The organism is Marinobacter qingdaonensis, from assembly GCF_034555935.1.
In the GTDB taxonomy this organism is placed as follows: Bacteria; Pseudomonadota; Gammaproteobacteria; order Pseudomonadales; family Oleiphilaceae; genus Marinobacter; species Marinobacter qingdaonensis.
In genome coordinates, this window is the sequence record NZ_JAYDCJ010000003.1 from 2,186,011 (window position 1) to 2,209,329 (window position 23,319).

The window sequence follows — 23,319 nt, forward strand, 5'->3', positions numbered from 1 at the left end:
GAGTGAGGTGCAAGACAATGAAAGCAATGGTTATTGAGGAATTTGGCGGACCGGAGGTGTTCGTCGAACGTGAGGTGGACACCCCGGAGCCGGCCGAGGGCCAGGTTCGCATCAAGGTGGTGGCCTCCAGCGTCAATCCGCTCGAAACCAAGATCCGTTCCGGACTGGTCAAGACCGGACCGGCCATGCCGGCGATCCTGAACGGCGATGTCTCCGGCGTCGTCGACAAGGTGGGCCCGGGTGTAACCGGTTTTTCCGAAGGCGACGAGGTGTTCGGCTGCGCCGGCGGCGTGAAAGGCTGGCAGGGTGCCCTGGCGGATTACATGATCGCCGACGTGCGCCTGCTGGGTAAGCGTACTCCGGCCATGGGCCTGCCCCTGAACGAGTGTGCGGCGCTGCCCCTGGTGTTCCTGACCGCCTGGAGCGCCCTGGTGGACCGGGCTGGCATCCAGGCCGGTGAGCATGTGCTGATTCACGCCGGCACCGGCGGGGTGGGGCATGTGGCGATCCAGATCGCCAAGTATCTGGGCGCTCGGGTGGCGACCACCGTGTCCAGCGAGGAGAAGGCCGAGCTGGCCCGCGATCTCGGTGCCGACGACATCATCTTCTACAAGGATGAGTCGGTCGAGGACTACAAGCAACGCCTGACCGGCGGCAAGGGCTTCAGCCTGGTGTTCGACACCGTGGGCGGCGTGAACGTGGACCGGTCCATCGAAGCCACGGCGGTGAATGGTCGCCTGTGCTCGATCAACACCCGCTCCAGTCACGACCTCAGTCAGATGCACGCCAAGAGCCTGACCCTGCACGTGATCTTCCGTTCCATTTCACTGCTGCACGGCGTTGGCATGGATGATCAGCCGAAGCTGCTGAAGGCCCTGTGCGACCTGCTGGAGCAGGGCAAGGTCAAGCCGCTGCTGGACAGCAAGCGCTTTAAGTTCACCGAGATCAGCGAGGCCCATCGCCTGATCGAATCAGGCCAGGCGGTCGGCAAGATCCTGCTGGAACGCTGAGTTCCTGCAGGCATAAAAAAACGCCAGCCCGAGGGCTGGCGTTTTTCGTGGAGCTCACCGTGAAGGTGTGGGCTTAGGCGATGTTCGCTTCGGCCGCCTTCTTGGTGTAGTTCTCCATCTGGTCGAAGTTGAGATACTTGTAGATCTCTTTCGACATGCTGTTCAGGTTCTTGGCGTATTCCATGTACTCCGCCGGGGAGGGGAGTTTGCCCAGAACCGCACCAACCGCTGCCAGTTCCGCAGAGGTCAGGTACACGTTGGCACCATCGCCCAGGCGGTTCGGGAAGTTACGGGTGGAGGTGGACAGCACGGTCGACTTCGGAGCGACCCGCGCCTGGTTACCCATGCACAGGGAGCAGCCCGGCATCTCGGTGCGCACACCGGCGGTGCCGTAGGTGTTGAAGTAACCTTCTTCCATCAGCTGCGCCTCGTCCATCTTGGTCGGCGGCGACATCCACAGGCGGGTGGTCAATGCACCCTTGTGCTGCTCCAGCAGTTTGCCGGCGGCACGGAAGTGACCGATGTTGGTCATGCAGGAACCGATGAACACCTCGTCGACCTTGTCGCCAGCGACTTCGGACAGGAACTTGGCGTCGTCCGGGTCGTTCGGGCAGCACACGATCGGCTCTTTGATGTCGGCCAGGTCGATTTCGATGACGTGGGAGTACTCGGCGTCCTTGTCGGCACGCATGAGCTTCGGATCCTTCAGCCACTCTTCCATCTTCTGGGCGCGACGCTCCAGGGTACGCGGATCGCCGTAACCTTCGGCAATCATCCAGCGCAGCATGGTGATGTTGGAGCGCAGGTACTCGCCCACAGAGTCTTCGGACAGGTTGATGGTACAACCGGCGGCGGAGCGCTCGGCGGAAGCGTCAGACAGCTCGAACGCCTGCTCAACGGTCAGGTGCTCCAGACCTTCGATCTCCAGGATGCGGCCGGAGAATTCGTTGATCTTACCCTTCTTCTCAACGGTCAGCATGCCCTGCTTGATGCCGTACAGGGGGATGGCGTGGACCAGGTCACGCAGGGTGATGCCCGGCTGCATTTCGCCCTTGAAGCGCACCAGAACCGACTCCGGCATATCCAGCGGCATAACGCCGGTGGCAGCAGCGAAGGCGACCAGGCCGGAACCGGCCGGGAAGGAGATGCCCATCGGGAAACGGGTGTGGGAGTCACCACCGGTACCAACGGTGTCCGGCAGCAGCATGCGGTTCAGCCAAGAGTGGATGATGCCGTCACCCGGACGCAGGGCAACACCGCCACGGGTCTGGATGAAGTCCGGCATGGTGTGCTGCATTTCCACGTCGACCGGCTTCGGGTAGGCCGCGGTGTGGCAGAACGACTGCATAACCAGGTCAGACTGGAAGCCCAGGCAGGCCAGGTCTTTCAGCTCGTCACGGGTCATCGGGCCAGTGGTGTCCTGGGAGCCGACCGTAGTCATTTCCGGCTCGCAGTAGGTGCCCGGGCGTACGCCTTGGCCTTCTTCCAGGCCGCAGGCCTTGCCGACCATCTTCTGGGCCAGGGTGAAGCCTTTGGTGCCGGCTTCCGGATCCTTCGGCAGACGGAAGATATCGGTGGCGCCCATGCCCAGGGCTTCGCGCGCCTTGTTGGTCAGGCCACGACCGATGATCAGCGGGATACGACCGCCGGCCTGCACTTCGTCCAGGATCACTTCGGACTTGAAGCCGAACTCGGAGATGGTCTCACCGGCTTCGTTCAGGATCTTGCCTTCGTACGGGCGGATCTCAATCACGTCGCCCATGTTCATGTTGTCGACCGGAGCCTCGAATACCAGGGCGCCAGCGTCTTCCATGGTGTTGAAGAAGATCGGGGCAACCTTGTTACCGATACAGACACCGCCGGCACGCTTGTTCGGCACGCCCGGGATGTCTTCGCCGAAGTACCACAGTACCGAGTTGGTACCGGACTTACGGGAGGAACCGGTACCGACTACGTCACCGACGAAGGCAACCGGCAGGCCCTTGGACTGGATTTCCTCGATCTGCTTGATCGGGCCAGTCACACCCGGCTCTTCCGGGTTCAGGCCGTCGCGCTCCATCTTGTACATGGCGCGGGCGTGCAGCGGGATGTCCGGACGGGACCAGGCATCCGGAGCCGGAGACAGGTCGTCGGTGTTGGTTTCGCCAGTGACCTTGAACACCACCATCTTGGTGCTCTCGGGTACCTTCTTCTTGTTGGTGAACCACTCGGCGTTGGCCCAGGATTCAACAACGGCCTTGGCGACGGCGTTGCCGGCGTCCATCTTTTCCTTCACGTCGTTGAAGGCGTCGAACATCAGCAGGGTCTTTTTCAGCTGCTCGCCGGCCAGCTCGGCCAGGTCAGCGTCGTCCAGCAGGTCGACCAGAGTGGCGATGTTGTAGCCACCCTGCATCATGCCCAGCAGTTGAACGGCTTTTTGCTTGTCAACCAACGGGGAAGTGGCTTCGCCCTTGACGATGGCGGTCAGGAAAGCGGCCTTCACGTAGGCGGCTTCGTCCACGCCGGGCGGAATGCGGTTTTCCAGCAGGTAAACGAGGGTTTCCTCTTCACCGGCCGGCGGGTTCTTGAGCAGTTCAACCAGAGCGGCGGTTTGCTCAGCATTCAGGGGCTTGGGAGGAATACCCAGGGCTTCACGTTCGGCAACGTGTTCACGATAGGCTTCTAACACGATATGGACCCTCATCAGTTGGTATGTCCCGCCTGCGTGGGCACGAGGCCCGACGGGAGTTTTGTGGCGGAAAGGCCGCAGGAGCCTCTGAATAAGGCCTCAAATCACCGATGGGGTTTCAGGATTTATTCAGAGACTCCTTGATCTGGCGCTGCATTCTATAGGAAACCCCTTATAAAGTTAAGTTGGACAGTGGTCGGAGTAATCTGTTAAGTGCGTTATACTCCGCCGCCACATTCGACAATCCCCCGCAACCTCATGAACGACGCCCTGCAAGAGATTCACGACTTCCTGCCTTGCCGCACGCCGCAGCAATGGATCGACAATGCCCTGGCGAATCAGGGCCTGATGCTGATCGATCATGCCCATTGCGAAAAGAAGGCGGCGTCCACGGCGCTCAGCCTGATGTACCGCTACGTCGACAACACCGACCTGCTGAACAAGATGTCCCGGCTCGCCCGGGAAGAGTTGCGGCACTTCGAGCAGGTACTGGCGATCATGAAAAAGCGCGGGGTGCAGTACGATCACCTGACTCCGGCCCGGTACGCCGCCGGCCTGCGCCAGGAAGTGCGCTCGGAGGACCCCGGGCGTTTGGTGGATGTATTGATCGTCGGCGCCATCATTGAGGCCCGCTCCTGCGAGCGCTTCGCCGCCCTGGCACCGCACCTGGACGACAAGCTGACGGATTTCTACAACAGTCTGCTGAAATCCGAGGCGCGCCATTACCAGGACTACCTGAAGCTGGCGGAGCAGGCCAACGGCGGCCCGGTCACCGATCGGGTGCAGACTTTTCTCGCCATCGAACATGGCCTGATCATTGAGCCGGACACCGAATTCCGGTTCCACAGCGGCCCGGTGCACTGAGCTAGAGCCGGCGGCACAGCTCCATCCAGGCGTCGATGCCGGCACTGCGGTATTTCTGCTTATGCAGGATGAAGTAGAACTGCCGGTCGAACTGCCGGTGCTCGGGCACTTTCAGCGGCACCAGGCTGCCCCGGCGGAAGGCGTCTTCCAGCACCACCTCCGACAGGCAGCCAATGCCCAGGTTGGTTTCCACCGCGCGCTTGATCGCCTCGGTGTGTTCCAGCTCCAGCAGCACGTTCAGGTCGGACAGCAGGCCGTGCATGCCGCGCTCGAAACTTTGCCGGGTGCCGGAGCCCTGTTCCCGCATGATCCAGGTGGCCTGGCGCAGGTCGTCGTCGGTCAGGGTTCCCTTGGTGGCAAACGGGTGCTCCGGTGAGCAGAACACCACCAGCTCGTCGCCGCGCCAGGGCAGGACTTCCAGTTCCGAGGAATGCAGCTCACCCTCGATCAGGCCGATGTCCAGTTCGAAGTCCCGCACCCGTCGGGCGATGGTGCTGGTGTTAGCCACCTCCAGGGACACCTTGGGGTGGGTCGGGGTGTTCATGTAGTCGGCCATGACGCCCACCGCCAGGTAGTTGCCGATGGTCAGGGTAGCACCCACCTTCAGGGCGCCGACTTCCGAATGCTTGCTGAACGCCTGTTCCAGCTCATTGGCCTGGGCCAGTACCGCCTCCACCTTGGGCCGGTATAGACGACCGAGCTCGTTCAGTTGCAGCCGTTTACCGACCCGGTCGAACAGCTGGATGTCGAACTGGTTCTCCAGTTCTTTCAGGGCGCTGCTGGCGGCGGACTGGGACATGGCCAGGGATTCCGCGGCGCGGGTGATGTTCTGGAAATGGGCCGCGGCGAGGAAGACTTCCAGCTGGCGGAAACTGTATTTCATGATCGGCTATCCTAAATCGACTGGCTCGAATAAGGTTATGAGAATATCCCATTTTCCCGATAGGTTAGTCCTGCGGTAAACTTTCCGCAATTCAATTTCGAACACATCGCATACAGGCGAAACGAGCAGGACGAGGTTTACATGAGCAACCTGATTAAAGAAACAGTGACCAGCGTACACCACTGGAACGATACCCTGTTCAGCTTCAAGACCAGTCGCGATCCCGGGTTTCGTTTCAAGAACGGCCACTTCGTGATGATTGGCCTGGAAACCGACGGCAAGCCGCTGATGCGCGCCTACAGCATTGCCAGCGCCAACTACGAGGAAGAGCTGGAGTTCTTTTCCATCAAGGTGCAGGACGGCCCGCTGACCTCCCGTCTGCAGAAGATCAAGCCGGGCGACGAGATCCTGGTGAGCCGCAAGCCCACCGGTACCCTGGTGATGGACAACCTGCTGCCGGGCAAGAACCTCTGGCTGATCAGCACCGGCACCGGTCTGGCGCCGTTCATGAGCATCATCAAGGATCCGGAGGTCTATGAGGCCTACGACAAGGTCATCCTGACCCACGGCGTGCGCTACGTGTCCGAGCTGGCCTACCAGAAAGACATCGAAGATCTGCCGGAAAACGAATTCTTCGGTGAGATGGTCCAGGGCAAGCTGAAGTACTACCCAACCGTGACCCGCGAGGAGTTCCGCAACCAGGGTCGTCTGACCGACGCCATGGAAAGCGGCAAGATCACCGAGGATCTGGGGCTGGAGGATTTTGATCTGGAGAACGACCGCTTCATGATCTGCGGCAGCCCGAGCATGCTCAAAGACACCTGCGCCATCCTCAACAAGATGGGCTTCAAGGAAGCCCGCGGTGGTGAGATGGGTCATTACGTGATCGAGCGGGCGTTTGTCGAGCAGTAAGTCGCCGCCGGCAACGCGCCCACATCGAGAGCCCCGGAGCGAAAGCCCGGGGCTTTCTTTTTGGTGTTGCCCCGGCGGATGCCGCTATAGTCGAGGAAACGACGACTTCTGACCGCACGGAGGTGGGGGTGAGCAGACAAGCTGGTATGGGGCCGATTCCGGGATTTCTGATTGCGCTGGTGGCCGGTGCAGCCGTGGGCAGCGTGGTGCAGACCCAGTTCAATCTGCTGGCGCTGCAACAGCTGGGCGTGGAGATTGCCCTGGCTACCCGGTTGTCGGCCACCGCGCAGGATCTGCTGCACTTTGCCCCGCTGTACGCCGCTGTCTTCGGAGTCAGCTTTCTTGCATCCACCCTGATTACCGGGGCCGCCCTGAAACTGCTGGGCTGGCCTGCCCGCAGTTTCTTTCACGCCCTGGGGGCGGCCATCGGCCTGTGGCTGACCTTCACGCTGGTCAACACCTTTGCGCCCATGCCGACGCTGATTGCCGCCACCCGCACGAGCACGGGGCTTGCGGCCATGGCGCTGGCGGCGGCCTTCGCCGGCTGGCTGTACGCCCGCCTGACCGCAACTCGAGCCGGCGCCACTGGCGGTGACGCGCCAGTGTGGCTGCTGGCGGCGCTGGCGGGCGCGCCCGGTCTGGCACCGGAGGCCCAGGCTCAAACCGCCGCCCACTACCAGATCCAGGAACTGGCCGTCGGGCTGAGCCATCCCTGGTCACTGGCGTTTCTGCCCGATGGCGGCGCCCTGATTACCGAGCGGTCGGGCCAGCTGCGCCGGTTGACCCCGGACGGCGCTTTGTCTGACGCGCCGATTGCCGGCGTTCCGCCGGTGTTCGTGTCCGGACAGGCGGGGCTGTTCGATGTGACGCTGGCGCCGGACTTTCCCGACAGTCGGCTGGTGCTGCTGTCCTACGCCTGTGGCACCGCCTCCGCCAATCATCTGTGCCTGGCCCGGGCCCGACTCGGAGCGCAACGTCTGGAACAGGTGACCGAGATTTTCCGCACTCATCCGGCCAAGCGTGGCAACGCCCATTACGGCGGGCGCATGGCCTGGCTGCCCGATGGCTCCTTGGTGGTGGGGCTGGGTGACGGGTTCGATTACCGGGAACAGGCCCAGATACTGGGTAACCATCTGGGCAGCCTGGTGCGGCTGTGGCCGGACGGTTCGGTGCCCGACGACAACCCGCTGGTGTCCGAGCCGGGCGCGCGGCCCGAAATCTACAGCTACGGCCACCGGAATGTGCAGGGGCTGGTCTACGATCCGGTGGGCGAGCGCCTGATCAGTCACGAGCACGGGCCGCGGGGCGGCGATGAAATCAACCTGATCCGTCCCGGCGCCAATTACGGCTGGCCGGTGGTCAGCTTCGGTCGGGACTACACCGGAGCCCTGGTTACGCCGTTTACCGAGCGCGCGGGTATGGCGCCACCGCTGCTGCAGTGGACGCCGTCCATTGCCCCCTCCGGCATGACGCTGTACCGGGGCGAACTGTTTCCCCAGTGGCAGGGCGACCTGTTGATCGGGGCTCTGGCTGAGCGCAGTGTCCATCGGGTCTCCCTGGCTGGCGGCCAGGCCCGGGACGTTGAGGTCCTCTTTCAGGAACTGGAGGCCCGCATTCGGGATGTCATCACCGGCCCCGACGGCGCCCTGTACCTGCTGACCGACAGCGAAAACGGTCAACTCCTGCGCATTGCCCCCAAGTGAACGGCGCTGCTGGCGCTTGCGGGTCAGGCCCGGGCGGCCAGGCGCCTTGCCGACCGCAGCTCGGCCAGCAGCTCATCCCCAGGCCAGCGTCGCCGGGTGACTTCGCACTGGTGCACCAGCTCAGTCAGGCACCGGTTGATCGGGGCCGTCCGGCCCAGAGACTGGGCCAGCCGAACCACCTCGCCGTTGATATAGTCCACCTCGGTGGGCCGGCCCGCTTCCAGGTCCTCCCACATGGACGAACGCGCCACCGGATCAATCGCCAGCATCCGGCTGGCCAGCCGATTAAAGGCCCAGTTTGGCAAGGCCATTACCCGCGGCACCAGGCTCATAGGCAGGGCGGTCAGCTTGACGGTCTGAATCCCGGCCTGGGCCAGCAGCTCCAGGGTCTCCCGCTGCGCCAGGGCCAGGCAGCGCCGGTAGTCCCGATCCGATAACTCCTCCAGCAGCGGTACGTTCGACAGGGCGTTGATCGGGTTGTTTAGGTTCAGCAGCAGCTTGGACCAGAGCACCGAGAGCATGTCGTCACGCAGCTCCAGCGCCAGGCCGCTGCGCGCGAACGTCGGGAGCAGGGCGTCCAGGCCATCGGTGCGGGCGGCCATCAGGTGGCCCTCGGTGCCGTGGTGAAAGTGGCCGGGCTGTTTCTGGACCACGTTGAACGGCACCATGCCGGCACTGACACTCGCCCCCGGCAATCGGCTCTCGAGAACGGCCGCATTGGAAATGCCATTCTGCAGGCTAATGACCGGCGTTCCCGGACGCAGATGCGGCGCCAGGCTTTCGCCGGCATTGGCCGTGGCGGCGGATTTGACGGTGACCAACACCAGGTCTGCGTCTGCGACAACCGAGGCGTCCTCGGTGAACTGGTCCGGGGTCAGGTGGGTTTCGGAGCGGTAACCTTGGTAATCGGTCAATACCAGCGGATGCGCCATCAGTATGTCACGGAGCCGACGGCGGCCGACCAAGGTGACGTTGGCACCGCTGGCGAGCAGGCGGCCACCGACGTAGCAGCCGACACTGCCAGCGCCGAACACCACTATGCGAGGGTTCGGCACGGCATCGGGGGTGACAGTCCGGGTCATTGGAGTTCCTGTTTTGGCGTTGTTGTTGGGACCTGGGAAGCCTGTCCCGGCTGCGCGGATAAGTCAATTTGGTTTCTGTCCAAATCGTAAGCCGAAGGGTGTTTCCGAGCTTCGCCACTGCTTCATAATGACTCTTTTCCGAACCGTGAGGGCGGCAGCCGGCCGGCCCCGTTCGGGCACATGAGATGGAGGTTCAGGCGATGGATAGACGAATGTTGTGGGTGCTGGCGGCCGCGCTGCTGCTGGTCGGGTGCGACGCGCCCGGCAATGGCGGTCCGGAGGCCGGCGCCGAGTCGGAAGTCTCCGAGGCGGAGTCAGCCGAGCCGGATATCTCGGTCACCCTGAAGCCGGCCCAGATGAAATGGGTGGGGGCGCAGATTTTCCGCAACGAATGCGCCGGCCAGCTCGATTGCCTGGTGCATTGGAATGAGGGCGAGGCCTTCCCGTCTCTGGGAATCGGTCACTTCATCTGGTACCCGAAAGGGGTGGAGGATCGCTTCATCGAGAGCTTCCCGGCGCTGATCCAGTATATGGTGCAGCGCCAGGCACCAGTGCCGGACTGGTTGCGCAAACTCGAACCCTTCGATGCGCCCTGGCCGGACCGGCAGGCCTTTCTGGCGGCCCAGGACTCGGTGGAAGTTGCCGAATTGCGGTCGTTCCTGGCGGGCACCCAGGGCCTGCAGGCGGAGTTTATCGTGCGCCGGGCCAAGCAATCTCTGACCGATGTGGTGGCCGAAGCCCCGGCGGATCAGCGGGCCTCGGTGCGGACCCGGCTCAAGGCTCTGGCAGCCACGCCGGGCGGTATCTACGCCCTGATGGATTACGTCAACTTCAAGGGCGAGGGGCTGTCCCGGATGGAGCGGTACAAGGGGCAGGGCTGGGGCCTGCTGCAGGTCTTGTTGGCCATGGAAGCGGACACCGCCGGTAAGCCGGCGCTGGACCGATTCCGGGAGGCGGCGGCAACGGTGCTCAAGCGCCGGGCGGCCAACGCGGAAAACCCGATCGAACGGGAGCGGTGGCTGGAAGGCTGGCTGAAGCGATTGGAGAGCTATCGGGAGCCTGTCGACATGCCGGCGTCCACATAAATTTCTGGAAAAAACTAGTTGAAAACATGAAGTTTGATCTACTTTGTTATGGTACGGTTCGTAATTCTTGCTCCAGGACAGGGCGAGCGATTTGGACCTGCGCGCCGTTGGTGCGCCGGTTCGCTCATTTCATCCGGCCTTGGCAAGGATTGCGGCTTGTTGGAAGACAATAAATACAAATAATCAAATACTTACCGCGCATGGCTTGCAAATTGCTGAAGAGCTTTCGCGAAGTAACCAACAGATGTTTGGAGACACTATAATGAAGAAGACGAAATCGATTGCGCTGGGGATGGCATTGGCAGTGGGCGCCTTCACGGCGACCGGTGCGATGGCCGCGACGACCCTTGAAAACGTCAAGCAGAAAGGCCACCTGCAGTGTGGTGTTACCAGCGGCCTGCCAGGCTTTTCCCAGCCGGACGAAAAGGGCAACTGGACTGGCATCGACGTCGACACCTGTCGCGCCGTAGCAGCCGCCATCTTCGGTGATGCCAAGGCCGTCGAATTCACTCCGCTGACCGCCAAGGAACGCTTCACCGCACTGCAGTCCGGTGAAATCGACATGCTGTCCCGGAACACCACCTGGACCCTGACCCGCGACGCGTCCCTGGGCCTGAACTTCGCCGGCGTGAACTACTACGACGGCCAGGGCTTCCTGGTGAACAAGGACATCGGCGTCGATGACGCCACCCAGCTGGACGGTGCCACCGTGTGTATCCAGGCAGGTACCACCACCGAGCTGAACCTGTCCGACTACTTCCGCGCCAAGGGTATGGAATTCAAGCCGATCGTATTCGATACCTCCGAGCAGACCGTTCAGGGTTTCTCCGCCGGTCGCTGTGACGTGCTGACTTCCGACCGCTCCCAGCTGGCAGCCCTGCGCTCCAAGCTGCAGGACCCGAGCTCTGCCATCATCCTGCCCAACACCATTTCCAAGGAGCCTCTGGGCCCGGTGGTTCGTCAGGGTGATGACCAGTGGTTCAACATCGTGAAGTGGGTGCTGTCCGTGCAGATCAACGCCGAAGAGCTGGGTGTGACCATGGACAACGTCGACGAGATGGCCAAATCTTCCGACAATCCGAACATCCAGCGCCTGCTGGGCACCGACGGCGACATGGGCGCCAAGTTGGGCCTGCCGGCTGACTTCGGCCACAAGGTCGTCAAGCTGGTGGGTAACTACGGCGAGATGTATGACCGCAACGTCGGCCCGGACACCCCGCTGGGTCTGGACCGCGGCATCAACGCCCTGTGGACCGAAGGCGGCATCCTGTATGCCCCGCCGGTCCGGTAAGACCAGAAAGCACGCAGGGGCGCCCCATCCGGGGCGCCTCCTGTGATCTCTGATGAAGTAAGTTGCAGGGAAGCTTTCCGGGAAATTGCATGAAAAAACAAACAATCGATACCAAACCAGCGGGGCCAAAACCCTGGTATGACCCGCGGGTTCGCTCCATATTCTTTCAGATCGTTGCCATCGCCCTGGTGTTCTGGGGTGGCTGGACGCTGGTAGACAACACGCTCGCCAACATGGAGAGCCGGGGTATCAGCACCGGTTTCGGTTTCCTTGAGGAAACCGCCGGGTTCGGCATCATCATGAGCCTGATTCCCTACGACGCCACCATGTCCTACGGCCGTACCTTCTGGGTGGGTCTGACCAACACCCTGCTGGTGTCTGCCATGGGGATTGTTGCGGCCACCATCCTCGGTTTCATCATCGGCGTGGCGCGTCTGTCCAGTAACTGGCTGGTGGCCAAGGTGTCACTGGTCTACATCGAAGTGATCCGCAACATTCCGTTGCTGCTCCAGATTTTCTTCTGGTATTTCGCGGTCCTCGGGGCTTTGCCGTCGCCGCGGCAGAGCATCGACGTGGGCGGCACCATGTTCCTCAACAACCGGGGCCTGTACGTTCCCGAGCCGCTGACCCAGGACGGCTTTGGCCTGGTCTGGGGTGCCATTCTGGTGGCCATTGCCGCGGTGGTGGGTATTCGGATCTGGGCCAAGAAGCGCCAGGTGGCGACCGGGCAGATTTTCCCTACCTTCAAGGTGGGGGTGGCGATCCTGGTGCTGCTGCCGGCACTGGCCTATTTCGCCGCGGGTGGCCCGCTGCAATGGGAGTTTCCTGAGCTCAAGGGCTTCAACTTCCGCGGTGGCATTACCATCATTCCGGAACTCGCCGCACTGTGGCTGGCCCTGTCGTTGTACACCGCCAGTTTCATTGCCGAGATTGTCCGCTCAGGGATCCTGTCCGTCAGCAAGGGCCAGACCGAAGCGTCCAAAGCCCTCGGCCTGCCTAATGGCCTGACCCTGCGTCTGGTGGTGATCCCCCAGGCCATGCGGGTGATCATTCCACCCCTGACCAGTCAGTACCTGAACCTGGCCAAGAACTCCTCGCTCGCAACCGCCATCGGGTATCCCGATCTGGTCGCCGTGTTCATGGGGACGACCCTGAACCAGACCGGGCAAGCGGTTGAGGTGGTCGCCATTACCATGGCGGTGTATCTCACCATCAGCCTGTCGATCTCGTTGTTCATGAACATCTACAACCGGGCCGTGGCGATTAAGGAGCGATGATGACTGAATCCACCATGAAACCACCGAAAAAGGCCCTCAGTCCCATCCAGTGGATGCGTGAGCACCTGTTTTCCACCTGGTACAACGCGCTGCTCACCCTGGCGGTGGGCTACCTGCTGGTCACCAGCGTCGGACCGTTGCTCAGCTGGGCGTTGTTTGACGCCAGCTTTGAGGGCAACGACCCGAGCGACTGCACCGGCGCCGGGGCCTGCTGGCTGTTCATCAGCCAGCGTCTGAACTTCTTTATCTACGGGTTCTATCCGGATGACCTCCAGTGGCGTGTGGACTTCATGTTCCTGCTGCTGGCGATTGCCTTCGTGCCCCAGTTCATTGAGCGCTTCCCGGGGCGGAAGTGGCTTGGGATCTTTGGCATGACCGGCCTGCCGTTGATCGGCTATTTCCTGATTCCGGGCGGCAGCTTTGGTCTGGAAGAAGTCGAGAGCACCAAGTGGGGCGGTCTGATGCTGACCCTGATCCTGGCCTACATCGGGATCATCGCATCGCTGCCGATTGGCGTGTTGCTGGCCCTGGGCCGACGCTCCGAGATGCCGATCATTCGCGGGCTGTGTGTGGTGTTCATCGAGGTCTGGCGGGCCGTACCCCTGATTACCGTGCTGTTCATGGCCTCGGTGATGCTGCCGCTGTTCCTGCCCGAGGGCGTCAACTTCGAGAAGCTGGCCCGGGCGCTGATCGGCATCACGCTCTGGCAGTCGGCCTACATGGCCGAAGTCATCCGCGGTGGCCTGCAGGCCATTCCCCGGGGTCAGTACGAGGCGGCGGACGCCCTCGGCCTGGGCTACTGGAAGAAGATGGGCCTGGTGGTGCTGCCCCAGGCGCTCAAGCTGGTCATCCCGGGCATCGTGAACACCTTCATTGCGCTGTTCAAGGACACCACGCTGGTCCTGATTATCGGCCTGTTCGACGTGCTGGGCACCGTGCAGTCCACGGTGACGGACCCGGCCTGGCAAAACGTTGCCATAGAAGGCTATGTCTTCGTGGCCTTCTGTTTCTGGATATTCTGTTTCGGTATCTCCCAGTACAGCCAGAAACTCGAACGCAAACTCGACACCGGTCATAAAACCTGATGGGTAACCCAATGACAGAACAAACCCAAACTTCAGACGTAAAGTCTTCCTCTCAGGGCAAGACGAGGGAGAAACCGGACATTATCCGTGTGGAAGGGATGCACAAGTGGTACGGCGATTTCCACGTACTGAAAGACCTGAACCTGAACGTGCACCAGGGCGAGCGGATCGTTATCTGCGGGCCTTCGGGCTCGGGTAAGTCCACCTTCATCCGTTGCATCAACCGGCTGGAAGAGCATCAGCAGGGCAAGATCATCGTCGACGATGTCGAACTCACCGACGACGTGCGCCAGATCGACAGTGTGCGCCGCGAAGTTGGCATGGTGTTCCAGCATTTCAACCTGTTCCCGCACCTGACGGTGCTGGAGAACTGCTGCCTGTCGCCGATCTGGGTGCGCAAGATCCCGCGCAAGGAAGCAGAGGCGACCGCCATGGAGTTCCTGGAACGGGTCAAGATCCCGGACCAGGCCCACAAGTTCCCGGGCCAGCTGTCCGGTGGTCAGCAGCAGCGGGTCGCGATTGCGCGGGCGCTGTGCATGAAACCCAAGATCATGCTGTTCGACGAGCCCACCTCGGCGCTCGATCCGGAGATGATCAAGGAAGTGCTGGACGTCATGATCGAGCTGGCCGGCAGTGGCATGACCATGCTCTGCGTGACCCACGAGATGGGTTTCGCCAAGACCGTGGCCGACCGGGTCATCTTCATGGACGGTGGGGAGATTGTCGAGGAGGCGCCGCCTCACGACTTCTTCACCAACCCGCAGGAAGCGCGGACCCAGAAGTTCCTCAAGCAGATTCTGGCGCACTGAATCTAGAGGCAAAAAAAGGCCGGGCAATTGCCCGGCCTTTTTGGTTACAGCGGCTGCTTTTGCAGCACCGGCTCTTGACCGGGCTGGACGGTCAACCACCACACGTGGGTGTGCCAGTCGCCCAGCACAATGCGCTTGGCCGGCTGGCCGTTGGCCTCCAGTTCGTGCTCGGCCGGCCGGTGAGTGTGGCCGTGGATCAGGCGCTGCACGCCGTGCGCTTCCATCTCCCGGACCACTTCCTCCGGTGTCACATCCATGATGGTTTCTTCCTTGCCCTGATTCTTGGCCATGCTGATTTCCCGCAACTGGCGCGCCATCTGCTGGCGGTCGGCCAGCGGGCGCTGCAGGATCATCTGCTGCCACTGCGGGTTGCGCATGTTGGCGCGGAACTTCTGGTACTCCACGTCGGCGGTGCACAGGCTGTCGCCGTGCATTAGTAGGGTAGGGGTACCGTACAGGTCCACCACCGTGGGGTCGTCGAGCAGGGTGGCACCGGCACGCTCGCAGTAGTCCTGGCCAATCAGGAAGTCCCGATTGCCGTGCATCAGGAAAATCTCGGTGCCGCTGGCGTTGACCTCGCGCAGGGCGGCCGCGACCTGCTCCTGCAGCGGGGTGCGTTCGTCGTCGCCGATCCACGCTTCGAAAAAATCGCCGAGAATGTACAGCCGCTCAACGCCATGCGCCTTGTCCTTCAGGAACGCCAGGAACGCGTCGGTGATGTCCGGCCGGGATTCCTCCAGGTGCAGGTCGGAAATGAACAGCGTGGTCACGCCGCGCCTCCGTCCTCCAGCACCTCGGCCTTCTCGATGATCACGTCATCGGCGGGCACATCCTGGTGGCCTGCTTTCATGGTGGTGCGCACCGCACGGATCTGGTTCACCGTGTCCATGCCCTCGACCACCTTGCCGAAGACGCAGTAGCCCCAACCCTCGGCGTTCTTGGCGGTGTGGTCCAGGAAGCCGTTGTTCTCAACGTTGATGAAGAACTGCGCGGTGGCCGAGTGCGGGTCCATGGTGCGGGCCATGGCGACGGTGCCCTGCATGTTGCTCAGGCCGTTGTCGGCTTCGTTCTGGATCGGCTCGCGGGTCTTGCGCGGTGTCATGCCCGGCTCGAAGCCGCCACCCTGGATCATGAAGTTGCCGATTACCCGATGGAAAACCAGACCGTCGTAAAAGCCGTCGCGTACATACTGTTCAAAGTTTTTCGCGGTCTCAGGGGCCTTGTCGTAGTCGAGTTCAAGCTTGATGTCACCGAGGTTGGTTTTCAGCAGAATCATCAGGGTTTCCTGTTGCTAAGGGTGAATAGGGGTAAAGGCGTTATTGTACGCAAGTGTTTCCCGCTATGCATGAGTCCGGGCCGGTTTTGTGAGTATAATAGCGAGTTTCAGATCCACCTCCTTTTGACAGAGAACGTATGAGCGCCGAGTCGAAGAAAGCCCACAACTTTATTCAGAGCCTGATCGAAGACGCGATCGCCAAAGGCGAGCACACCGACAAGGTGGTGACTCGTTTCCCGCCGGAGCCCAATGGCTATCTGCACATTGGCCACGCCAAGTCCATCTGCCTGAATTTCGGCATCGCCGAGACCTTTGGTGGCGAGTGCAACCTGCGGTTTGACGACACCAACCCGGAAAAGGAAAACCAGGAATACATCGACGCCATCAAGCAGGATGTGGAGTGGCTGGGCTACCACTGGGCCGGCGACGTCCGTCACGCCTCCGACTATTTCGACGCCCTGTACGCCTTCGCCGAGGAACTGATCGAGAAGGACAAGGCCTACGTCTGCGCCCTGTCGGCCGATGAAATGGCGGAATACCGCGGCAGCCTGAAAGAGCCGGGCAAGAACAGCCCCTACCGCGACCGCCCGGTCGAGGAAAGCCTGCAGCTGTTCCGGGACATGCGTGCCGGCAAGTATCAGAACGGTGAGCTGGTGCTGCGCGCCAAGATCGACATGGCATCCCCGAACATCAACCTGCGGGATCCGATCCTGTACCGTATTCGCTATGCCGACCACCACCAGACCGGCGACAAGTGGTGCATCTACCCGATGTACGACTTCACCCATCCGATTTCCGATGCCATGGAGGAGATCACTCACTCCCTGTGCACCCTGGAATTTGAAGACCACCGGCCGCTGTACGACTGGGTGCTGGACAACATTTCCGGCCCCTGCCACCCGCGCCAGATCGAGTTTGCCCGGCTGAACCTGAACTACACCATCACCAGCAAGCGCAAACTCAAGCGCCTGGTGGATGAAAACTTCGTGGACGGCTGGAACGACCCGCGCATGCCCACCATCTCCGGCATGCGCCGTCGCGGCTACACCCCGGAATCGATCCGTACCTTCTGCGACATGATCGGCGTCAACAAGGCCGGCGGTACCGTGGACGTGGGCATGCTCGAGCACGCCATTCGCGAAGACCTGAACAGCCGGGCACCGCGGGCCATGTGCGTGATGCGCCCGCTGAAGGTGACGCTGACCAACTACCCGGCGGACCAGACCGAGACCCTGGTGCTGCCGGTGCACCCGCAGAGCCCGGACATGGGCGAGCGGGAAGTGACCTGGAGCCAGACCCTGTACATCGACCGGGACGACTTCGTCGAGGAGCCTCCGCGCAAGTGGAAGCGGCTGGCGCCGGATCAGGCGGTGCGTCTGCGCGGTGGCTATGTCATGACCTGCCGTGAGATCGTCCGCGACGACCGTGGCGAGATTGTCGAGCTCAAGTGCGAGTACGACCCCAACACCCTGGGCGTCAACCCGGAGGGCTACAAGCCCAATGGCGTGGTGCATTGGGTGTCCGCCGCCGACAGCGTCGAGGTCGACATCAACCTGTACGATCGCCTGTTCAATCACGAGTCCCCGGACAGCGACAAGGACGGCGATTTTGTCGATCACCTGAACCCGGACTCCCTGGTGGTGCTCAAGGGCGCGCGTGCCGAGAAGGGTCTGGTCGAGCCGCGCACCGACCTGCCGTACCAGTTCGAACGCGAGGGCTATTTCTTCTGCGACCCGGAGCTGACCGCCCAGGCCGGCCACCCGGTGTTCAATCGTACCGTCACTCTGCGTGACTCCTGGGGTAAGGGGGGCAAGTGATCCGCATCTACAACACGCTCACGCAGCAAAAGGAAGAGTTCAAGTCCATCGAGCCGGGCAAGGTTCGCATGTACGTCTGCGGCATGACCGTCTACGACTACTGCCACCTGGGCCATGCCCGGGTGCTGGTGGCCTTCGACGTGATCACCCGGTACCTGCGTCACCGGGGCTACGACGTGCACTACGTGCGCAACATCACCGACATCGATGACAAGATTCTGCGCCGCGCCGAAGAGAACGGAGAGCGCTTTACCGAACTGACCGAGCGCATGATTCGCGCCATGCACGAGGATGAGGCCCGTCTTGGTGTGCTGTCGCCCACCGAAGAGCCTCGGGCGACCGGCTACATCGATGAAATCGTGGCGATGATCCACAAGCTGGTGGCCAGTGGCCATGCCTACGCCGCCGACAACGGCGATGTCTACTTTGCCGTCGAGTCCTTCGACGGCTACGGCAAGCTGAGTAAGAAGAAGCTCGAAGACCTGGTGGCCGGTGCTCGCGTCGACGTCCAGGAAGCCAAGCGCAGTCCGGCGGATTTCGCACTCTGGAAAGCGGCCGACGAGGGTGAGGTCAGCTGGCCGTCGCCCTGGGGCGACGGTCGCCCGGGCTGGCACATCGAATGTTCCGCCATGTCCACCTGCTGCCTGGGTGACACCTTCGATATTCACGGCGGTGGTCCGGACCTGCTGTTTCCGCACCATGAGAATGAGATTGCCCAGTCCGAGTGTGCCACCGGCCACGAATTTGCCCGGGCTTGGATGCACGCCGGTGCCATTCGCGTGAACAAAGAGAAGATGTCCAAGTCGCTGGGCAATTTCTTCACCATTCGCGAGATCCTGGAGTCCTATCCGGCCGAGGTGGTGCGTTACTTCCTGGTGTCCAGCCATTACCGCAGTCAGGTCGATTACTCCGAGGACAACCTGGCGGAGGCCGGCCGCACCCTGACCAAGCTCTACCACGCCCTGCGCGGTGTGGTGCCGGCCAAAGCCGGGGAAGTGGCGGAAACCGAGCACGATCGCCGGTTCCAGGAAGTGATGGACGACGACTTCAACACCGCTGGCGCCATTGCCGTGTTGCACGCGGTCGCGAACGACATCAACCAGCACCGACGTGATGGGCAGGAGCAGGAAGCCAAGGAAAGCGCGGCGGTGCTGGTGCGCCTGGGCGCGGTGCTCGGTCTGCTGCAGCAGGACCCGGAGGCGTTTTTCCAGGCCGATACCGGTGGCGAACTGAGCGCCGAGGACATCGAGGCGATGATTCAGGCCCGAACGGATGCCCGCTTAGCCAAGGATTTTGCCGAGGCGGACCGTATCCGGGACGAGCTGGCGGACAAAGGCATCATCCTTGATGATTCGCGGCAAGGGACCACCTGGCGAAAAGCCTGATTCCGGTCGGCGGCCGTTGGTCAGACCAGTTTTGCGCTTGCGGGCATGATCTTGTAGGGATTTTCCCTTACAATGCGGCGCTCGAATTAGAATGCCCCCTCACAGCGAAGGGGGAGTCGGGAAACATAACCCACTGAGGCAGACAACGATGACAGAACGCGTACAAGTCGGCGGCATTCAGGTCGCAAAGAATCTGTATGACTTCGTGAACAACGAAGCCATTCCGGGAACCGGCGTGGATGCCGACAAATTCTGGGCGGAGTTTGACAAGATCGTGAACGAGCTGGCGCCGCGCAACCGCGAGCTGCTGGCCAAGCGCGACCAGATCCAGGAAAAACTGGATACCTGGAACCGCGATCACAAGGGCCAGAAGCTGGACATGGCCGAGTACAAGTCCTTCCTGAAGGATATCGGCTACCTGGTCGACGAGCCGGCGGACTTCAAGATCTCCACCTCCAACGTGGATCCGGAAGTGGCCACCATGGCCGGTCCCCAGCTGGTGGTGCCGATCATGAACGCCCGTTTCGCACTGAACGCCGCCAACGCCCGTTGGGGCAGCTTGTACGATGCACTGTACGGCACCGACGCCATCTCCGAAGAGGGTGGTGCCGACAAGGGTGCTGGCTACAACCCGGTGCGCGGCGCCAAGGTCATTGAGTGGGCCCGCAACCTGCTGGACAGCTCCGCCCCGCTGGCCGCCGGCAGCCACAAGGACGCCGCCAAGTACCTGGTCGAGGGTGGCAAGCTGGTGGTGAAGCTGCAGAACGGTGACACCACCGGTCTGAAAGACGAAGCCGGTTTTGTCGGTTACACCGGTGCCGCCGATGCACCGACCGGCGTGCTGCTGGTCAAGAACGGCATGCACTTCGAGATCCAGATCGACGCCAGCCATCCGATTGGTAAAGACGACGGCGCCAACGTCAAAGACGTGCTGATGGAGTCGGCCCTGACCACCATCATGGACTGCGAAGACTCGGTCGCAGCCGTGGACGCCGACGACAAGGCGCTGGCCTACCGCAACTGGCTGGGCCTGATGAAGGGCGATCTGCAGGAAACCTTCGAGAAGGGTGGCAAGCAGCTGACCCGTAAGATGAACCCGGACCGCACTTACACAGCCACCGACGGTGGCGAGCTGGTACTGAAGGGTCGCAGCCTGATGTTCATCCGGAACGTGGGGCACCTGATGACCAACCCGGCGATCCTGCTGAGCGACGGTCAGGAAGTGCCAGAGGGTCTGATGGACGGCCTGATCACGTCCCTGATCGCGATCCACGACCTCAAGGGTGGCGGCAGCTTCCAGAACAGCACCAAGGGTTCCATGTACATCGTGAAGCCCAAGATGCACGGTCCGGAAGAAGTGGCCTTCACCAACGAATTCTTTGGTCGTGTCGAAGACGCCCTGGGTCTGCCGCGCTTCACGCTGAAAGTCGGCATCATGGACGAAGAGCGTCGCACCACCGTGAACCTGAAAGCCTGTATCCACGCTGCCAAAGAGCGCGCGGTGTTCATCAACACCGGCTTCCTGGACCGCACCGGCGACGAGATGCACACCTCCATGGAGCTGGGCGCGTTCATCCGCAAGGGTGAGATGAAGCAGGCGGCGTGGATCAACGCCTACGAGCAGTGGAACGTGGATATCGGCCTGGAGACCGGTTTCCGTGGCGTGGCGCAGATCGGCAAGGGCATGTGGGCCATGCCGGACCTGATGGCGGGCATGCTGGAAGCCAAGATCGGTCACCCGAAAGCCGGTGCCAACACCGCCTGGGTTCCGTCCCCGACCGCAGCGACCCTGCACGCGACTCATTACCACCAGGTCAGTGTCAGCGACGTGCAGAAAGAGGTCGAAAGTCGTGCGCGCGCCAGCCTGGACGACATCCTGACCGTGCCGGTCATGGAAGATCCGAGCGCACTGTCGGCCGAGGACATCCAGCAGGAGCTGGACAACAACGCCCAGGGCATCCTTGGCTACGTGGTTCGCTGGGTCGAGCAGGGCGTGGGTTGCTCCAAGGTGCCGGACATCAACAACGTCGGGCTGATGGAAGACCGTGCCACCCTGCGGATTTCCTCCCAGCTGTTGACCAACTGGCTGTACCAGGGTGTCTGCACCCAGGCGCAGATCGAGGAAACCATGAAGCGCATGGCTGCCGTGGTCGACAAGCAGAACGCCGGTGATGCGTCCTACCGCAACATGGCGCCGAACTTCGACGACAGCGTTGCGTTCCAGGCCGCCATGGACCTGATCCTGAAGGGTCGCGAGCAGCCAAACGGCTACACCGAGCCGCTGCTGCACGCCTACCGCCTGAAGGCGAAAGCCAAGTACGGCGCGTAAGTACCGAGCAGGAACGAAAAAACCCCGCCAAGAGCGGGGTTTTTTTATGACCGGGCCAAGCCGGGAGTGCCGGCCTGGCGCACCTATCCTGGTCAGTCGTCGTGCAGCACGTCGGCGGCGTACAGGGTGTTCTGCAGCAGGGTTGCGATGGTCATCGGGCCAACACCGCCGGGTACCGGGGTGATGTAGGCGGCCTGCTCAGCCGCGGCGTGGAAGTCCACGTCGCCGTGCAGCTTGCCGTCGTCCATCCGGTTGATGCCCACGTCGATCACGGTGGCGCCCGGCTTGATCCATTCGCCCTTGATCAGGCCGGGCTTCCCGGCTGCGGCGATCAGAATGTCCGCTTCACGGACGAACTTTTCCAGGTTCGGAGTAAACCGGTGGCACACCGTGGTGGTGGCACCTTTCAGCAGCAGTTCCATGCTCATCGGCCGACCCACGATGTTGGAGGCGCCGACGATGACGGCGTGCTGGCCCTTGTACGGGGTGTCGATGCTGTCCAGCAGGGTAATGATGCCGGCGGGGGTGCACGGGCGCAGGGTGGGCTTGCGCTGCATCAGCCGGCCAATGTTGTACGGGTGAAAGCCGTCTACGTCCTTGTCCGGGCGGATCTTGACCAGGATGGGGTCGGCGTCCAGGTGGTCCGGCAGGGGCAGTTGCACCAGGATGCCGTCGACGGTCGGGTTCTCGTTCAGTTCGTCGATGAGCGCCTCGAGCGCCTCCTGGGAGGTGTCTGCAGGCAGGTCATAAGACAGCGACAGGATGCCGGCCTGATCGCAGGCCTTGCGCTTGTTGCCTACATATACCTGGGAGGCCGGATCGTCACCGACCAGAACCACGGCCAGCCCGGGTGCCCGCAGCCCCTGTTGCTGGCGGGCTTCAACACCGGCGGCAACCTGCTGTCGCACACCGGCGGCAATTTCTTTTCCGTTAATCAGTTTGGCGCTCATGTCTCGTCTTGTCGCTTGGGCGTTAGAAAATGGAGGCTGCGCATTGTCTCATGCTTCCGTCGGAACTCCAATTGGCGGGAGGTCGGGGGCAGGGGGACGGGAACTTTGATCGTCTGCCGGGGTCACATTGAGGTCCAATGTTTCGGTGAATTTGGAAATCCGTGTTGACGGCGTCGATCGGCGCCGGTAATATGCGCGCCAACTTTGCTGAGGCACTTGTTGTTCAGTTCAGACGGGGTATAGCGCAGTCTGGTAGCGCGCCTGCTTTGGGAGCAGGATGTCGGGAGTTCGAATCTCTCTACCCCGACCACTTTTCTGAGTATTCAGGTGGGCGAACGGTCAAGCGCCCGTAGCTCAGCTGGATAGAGCATCCGCCTTCTAAGCGGATGGTCGCAGGTTCGAGTCCTGCCGGGCGCGCCATACAGTCGCCGACTGGGTACGTACCGGGGTCGCCAAAGCAGCAAAGTTGAAAGGTTGAAGATACCGAAAGGTATGTCCCGAATGTGGTGGACGTAGCTCAGTTGGTAGAGCTCAGGATTGTGACTCCTGCGGTCGAGGGTTCGAACCCCTTCGTCCACCCCACTTTTCTTGTTTTTTCCGCGTTTTCTGCAAAGCTCCCGATCGCCCACGGCGCAGCCGGGCTTGCAATTGATGTGCGAGAGTGGCGGAACTGGTAGACGCGCTGGATTTAGGTTCCAGTGGGGCAACCCGTGAGAGTTCGAGTCTCTCCTCTCGCACCACCCTTTCTTTTCTGTGTTTCATCCCCATCTATTGCACAAAGCCGTTATAAGGCGTGGTTGAACCCGCTGAATTCGCCTGTGACAGGTGATTCTCTCGCTGGGCCAAACCGTGATAAACTATCGCCTTTTAATTTTCAGTCCTTTCTGGGCGTT

The 23,319-nt window shown here is 61.9% G+C and carries 18 protein-coding genes and 4 tRNA genes; 16 read left to right on the plus strand and 6 right to left on the minus strand.

Annotated elements, in window-relative coordinates; all coding sequences use genetic code 11:
* The first annotated feature begins 17 nt into the window (after window positions 1–17).
* Entirely contained in the window at window positions 18–1,010 is a 993-nt protein-coding gene (locus U5822_RS13260; RefSeq protein ID WP_322856094.1) for a zinc-dependent alcohol dehydrogenase family protein, read from the plus strand.
* Between the two features lie 73 nt (window positions 1,011–1,083).
* Here the strand turns inward: U5822_RS13260 and U5822_RS13265 are convergent, their stop codons facing one another.
* Complete coding sequence (locus tag U5822_RS13265; RefSeq protein WP_322856095.1) at window positions 1,084–3,678, minus strand: bifunctional aconitate hydratase 2/2-methylisocitrate dehydratase; 2,595 nt, start codon at window positions 3,676–3,678, stop codon at window positions 1,084–1,086.
* Between the two features lie 258 nt (window positions 3,679–3,936).
* Between U5822_RS13265 and U5822_RS13270 the strand changes: the two genes are divergently transcribed.
* Entirely contained in the window at window positions 3,937–4,542 is a 606-nt protein-coding gene (locus tag U5822_RS13270) for a MiaE family protein (RefSeq protein WP_322856096.1), read from the plus strand.
* A gap of 1 nt (window position 4,543) precedes the next feature.
* Here U5822_RS13270 and U5822_RS13275 read toward each other — a convergent pair whose 3' ends face one another.
* Window positions 4,544–5,425: a LysR family transcriptional regulator gene (locus U5822_RS13275; protein ID WP_322856097.1), complete on the minus strand. Its 882-nt coding sequence runs from the start codon at window positions 5,423–5,425 to the stop codon at window positions 4,544–4,546.
* Window positions 5,426–5,566: 141 nt separating this feature from the next.
* Between U5822_RS13275 and U5822_RS13280 the strand changes: the two genes are divergently transcribed.
* Window positions 5,567–6,337: a ferredoxin--NADP reductase gene (locus U5822_RS13280; protein WP_322856098.1), complete on the plus strand. Its 771-nt coding sequence runs from the start codon at window positions 5,567–5,569 to the stop codon at window positions 6,335–6,337.
* Window positions 6,338–6,465: 128 nt separating this feature from the next.
* Complete coding sequence (locus tag U5822_RS13285; RefSeq protein ID WP_322856099.1) at window positions 6,466–8,040, plus strand: PQQ-dependent sugar dehydrogenase; 1,575 nt, start codon at window positions 6,466–6,468, stop codon at window positions 8,038–8,040.
* A 23-nt stretch (window positions 8,041–8,063) separates the two neighbouring features.
* Here U5822_RS13285 and U5822_RS13290 read toward each other — a convergent pair whose 3' ends face one another.
* Window positions 8,064–9,122, minus strand: coding sequence for a 2-dehydropantoate 2-reductase (locus tag U5822_RS13290; protein ID WP_322856100.1), 1,059 nt, complete (start codon window positions 9,120–9,122; stop codon window positions 8,064–8,066).
* Window positions 9,123–9,322: 200 nt separating this feature from the next.
* On the opposite strand from U5822_RS13290, the gene U5822_RS13295 reads away from it, so the two are divergent.
* From U5822_RS13295 to U5822_RS13315, 5 genes are all read left to right on the plus strand, one after another.
* Window positions 9,323–10,207: a hypothetical protein gene (locus U5822_RS13295; RefSeq protein WP_322856101.1), complete on the plus strand. Its 885-nt coding sequence runs from the start codon at window positions 9,323–9,325 to the stop codon at window positions 10,205–10,207.
* A 262-nt stretch (window positions 10,208–10,469) separates the two neighbouring features.
* Entirely contained in the window at window positions 10,470–11,498 is a 1,029-nt protein-coding gene (locus tag U5822_RS13300) for an amino acid ABC transporter substrate-binding protein (RefSeq protein WP_322856102.1), read from the plus strand.
* A gap of 89 nt (window positions 11,499–11,587) precedes the next feature.
* Window positions 11,588–12,775, plus strand: coding sequence for an amino acid ABC transporter permease (locus U5822_RS13305; RefSeq protein WP_322856103.1), 1,188 nt, complete (start codon window positions 11,588–11,590; stop codon window positions 12,773–12,775).
* Entirely contained in the window at window positions 12,775–13,860 is a 1,086-nt protein-coding gene (locus U5822_RS13310) for an amino acid ABC transporter permease (protein WP_322856104.1), read from the plus strand. The genes U5822_RS13305 and U5822_RS13310 overlap by 1 nt, the downstream gene beginning before the upstream one ends.
* 98 nt (window positions 13,861–13,958) lie before the next feature.
* Window positions 13,959–14,669, plus strand: a complete 711-nt coding sequence (locus U5822_RS13315; RefSeq protein ID WP_322856931.1) for an amino acid ABC transporter ATP-binding protein — start codon at window positions 13,959–13,961, stop codon at window positions 14,667–14,669.
* A 44-nt stretch (window positions 14,670–14,713) separates the two neighbouring features.
* Here U5822_RS13315 and U5822_RS13320 read toward each other — a convergent pair whose 3' ends face one another.
* Window positions 14,714–15,439: a UDP-2,3-diacylglucosamine diphosphatase gene (locus tag U5822_RS13320; RefSeq protein WP_322856105.1), complete on the minus strand. Its 726-nt coding sequence runs from the start codon at window positions 15,437–15,439 to the stop codon at window positions 14,714–14,716.
* Window positions 15,436–15,945: a peptidylprolyl isomerase gene (locus tag U5822_RS13325; RefSeq protein WP_322856106.1), complete on the minus strand. Its 510-nt coding sequence runs from the start codon at window positions 15,943–15,945 to the stop codon at window positions 15,436–15,438. The genes U5822_RS13320 and U5822_RS13325 overlap by 4 nt, the downstream gene beginning before the upstream one ends.
* 137 nt (window positions 15,946–16,082) lie before the next feature.
* Here U5822_RS13325 and U5822_RS13330 point away from each other — a divergent pair, with 137 nt between their 5' ends.
* The 3 genes from U5822_RS13330 to U5822_RS13340 all read left to right on the plus strand — a co-directional run bounded on the left by U5822_RS13330 (window position 16,083) and on the right by U5822_RS13340 (window position 21,476).
* Window positions 16,083–17,762 carry a glutamine--tRNA ligase/YqeY domain fusion protein gene (locus U5822_RS13330; RefSeq protein WP_322856107.1) on the plus strand — a complete coding sequence of 560 codons (1,680 nt, stop codon included), beginning with the start codon at window positions 16,083–16,085 and terminating at the stop codon, window positions 17,760–17,762.
* A complete protein-coding gene (gene cysS / locus U5822_RS13335) occupies window positions 17,759–19,147 on the plus strand; it encodes a cysteine--tRNA ligase (protein ID WP_322856108.1) in 1,389 nt (462 codons plus the stop codon). Before U5822_RS13330 ends, cysS begins: the two co-directional genes overlap by 4 nt.
* Window positions 19,148–19,295: 148 nt before the next feature.
* Window positions 19,296–21,476 (plus strand): malate synthase G, encoded by a 2,181-nt coding sequence (locus U5822_RS13340; RefSeq protein ID WP_322856109.1) that lies wholly within the window; start codon window positions 19,296–19,298, stop codon window positions 21,474–21,476.
* 92 nt (window positions 21,477–21,568) lie between these two features.
* Here the strand turns inward: U5822_RS13340 and folD are convergent, their stop codons facing one another.
* The gene (folD, locus tag U5822_RS13345; RefSeq protein ID WP_322856110.1) at window positions 21,569–22,426 is read right to left on the minus strand and encodes a bifunctional methylenetetrahydrofolate dehydrogenase/methenyltetrahydrofolate cyclohydrolase FolD; all 858 of its coding nucleotides are present in this window, start codon (window positions 22,424–22,426) and stop codon (window positions 21,569–21,571) included.
* A 233-nt stretch (window positions 22,427–22,659) separates the two neighbouring features.
* Here folD and U5822_RS13350 point away from each other — a divergent pair.
* The 4 genes from U5822_RS13350 to U5822_RS13365 all read left to right on the plus strand — a co-directional run bounded on the left by U5822_RS13350 (window position 22,660) and on the right by U5822_RS13365 (window position 23,166).
* A tRNA-Pro gene (locus U5822_RS13350) sits at window positions 22,660–22,736 on the plus strand.
* A gap of 33 nt (window positions 22,737–22,769) precedes the next feature.
* Window positions 22,770–22,846, plus strand: a tRNA-Arg gene (locus U5822_RS13355).
* A gap of 86 nt (window positions 22,847–22,932) precedes the next feature.
* Window positions 22,933–23,008, plus strand: a tRNA-His gene (locus U5822_RS13360).
* 73 nt (window positions 23,009–23,081) lie between these two features.
* A tRNA-Leu gene (locus U5822_RS13365) sits at window positions 23,082–23,166 on the plus strand.
* Window positions 23,167–23,319: the final 153 nt, after the last annotated feature.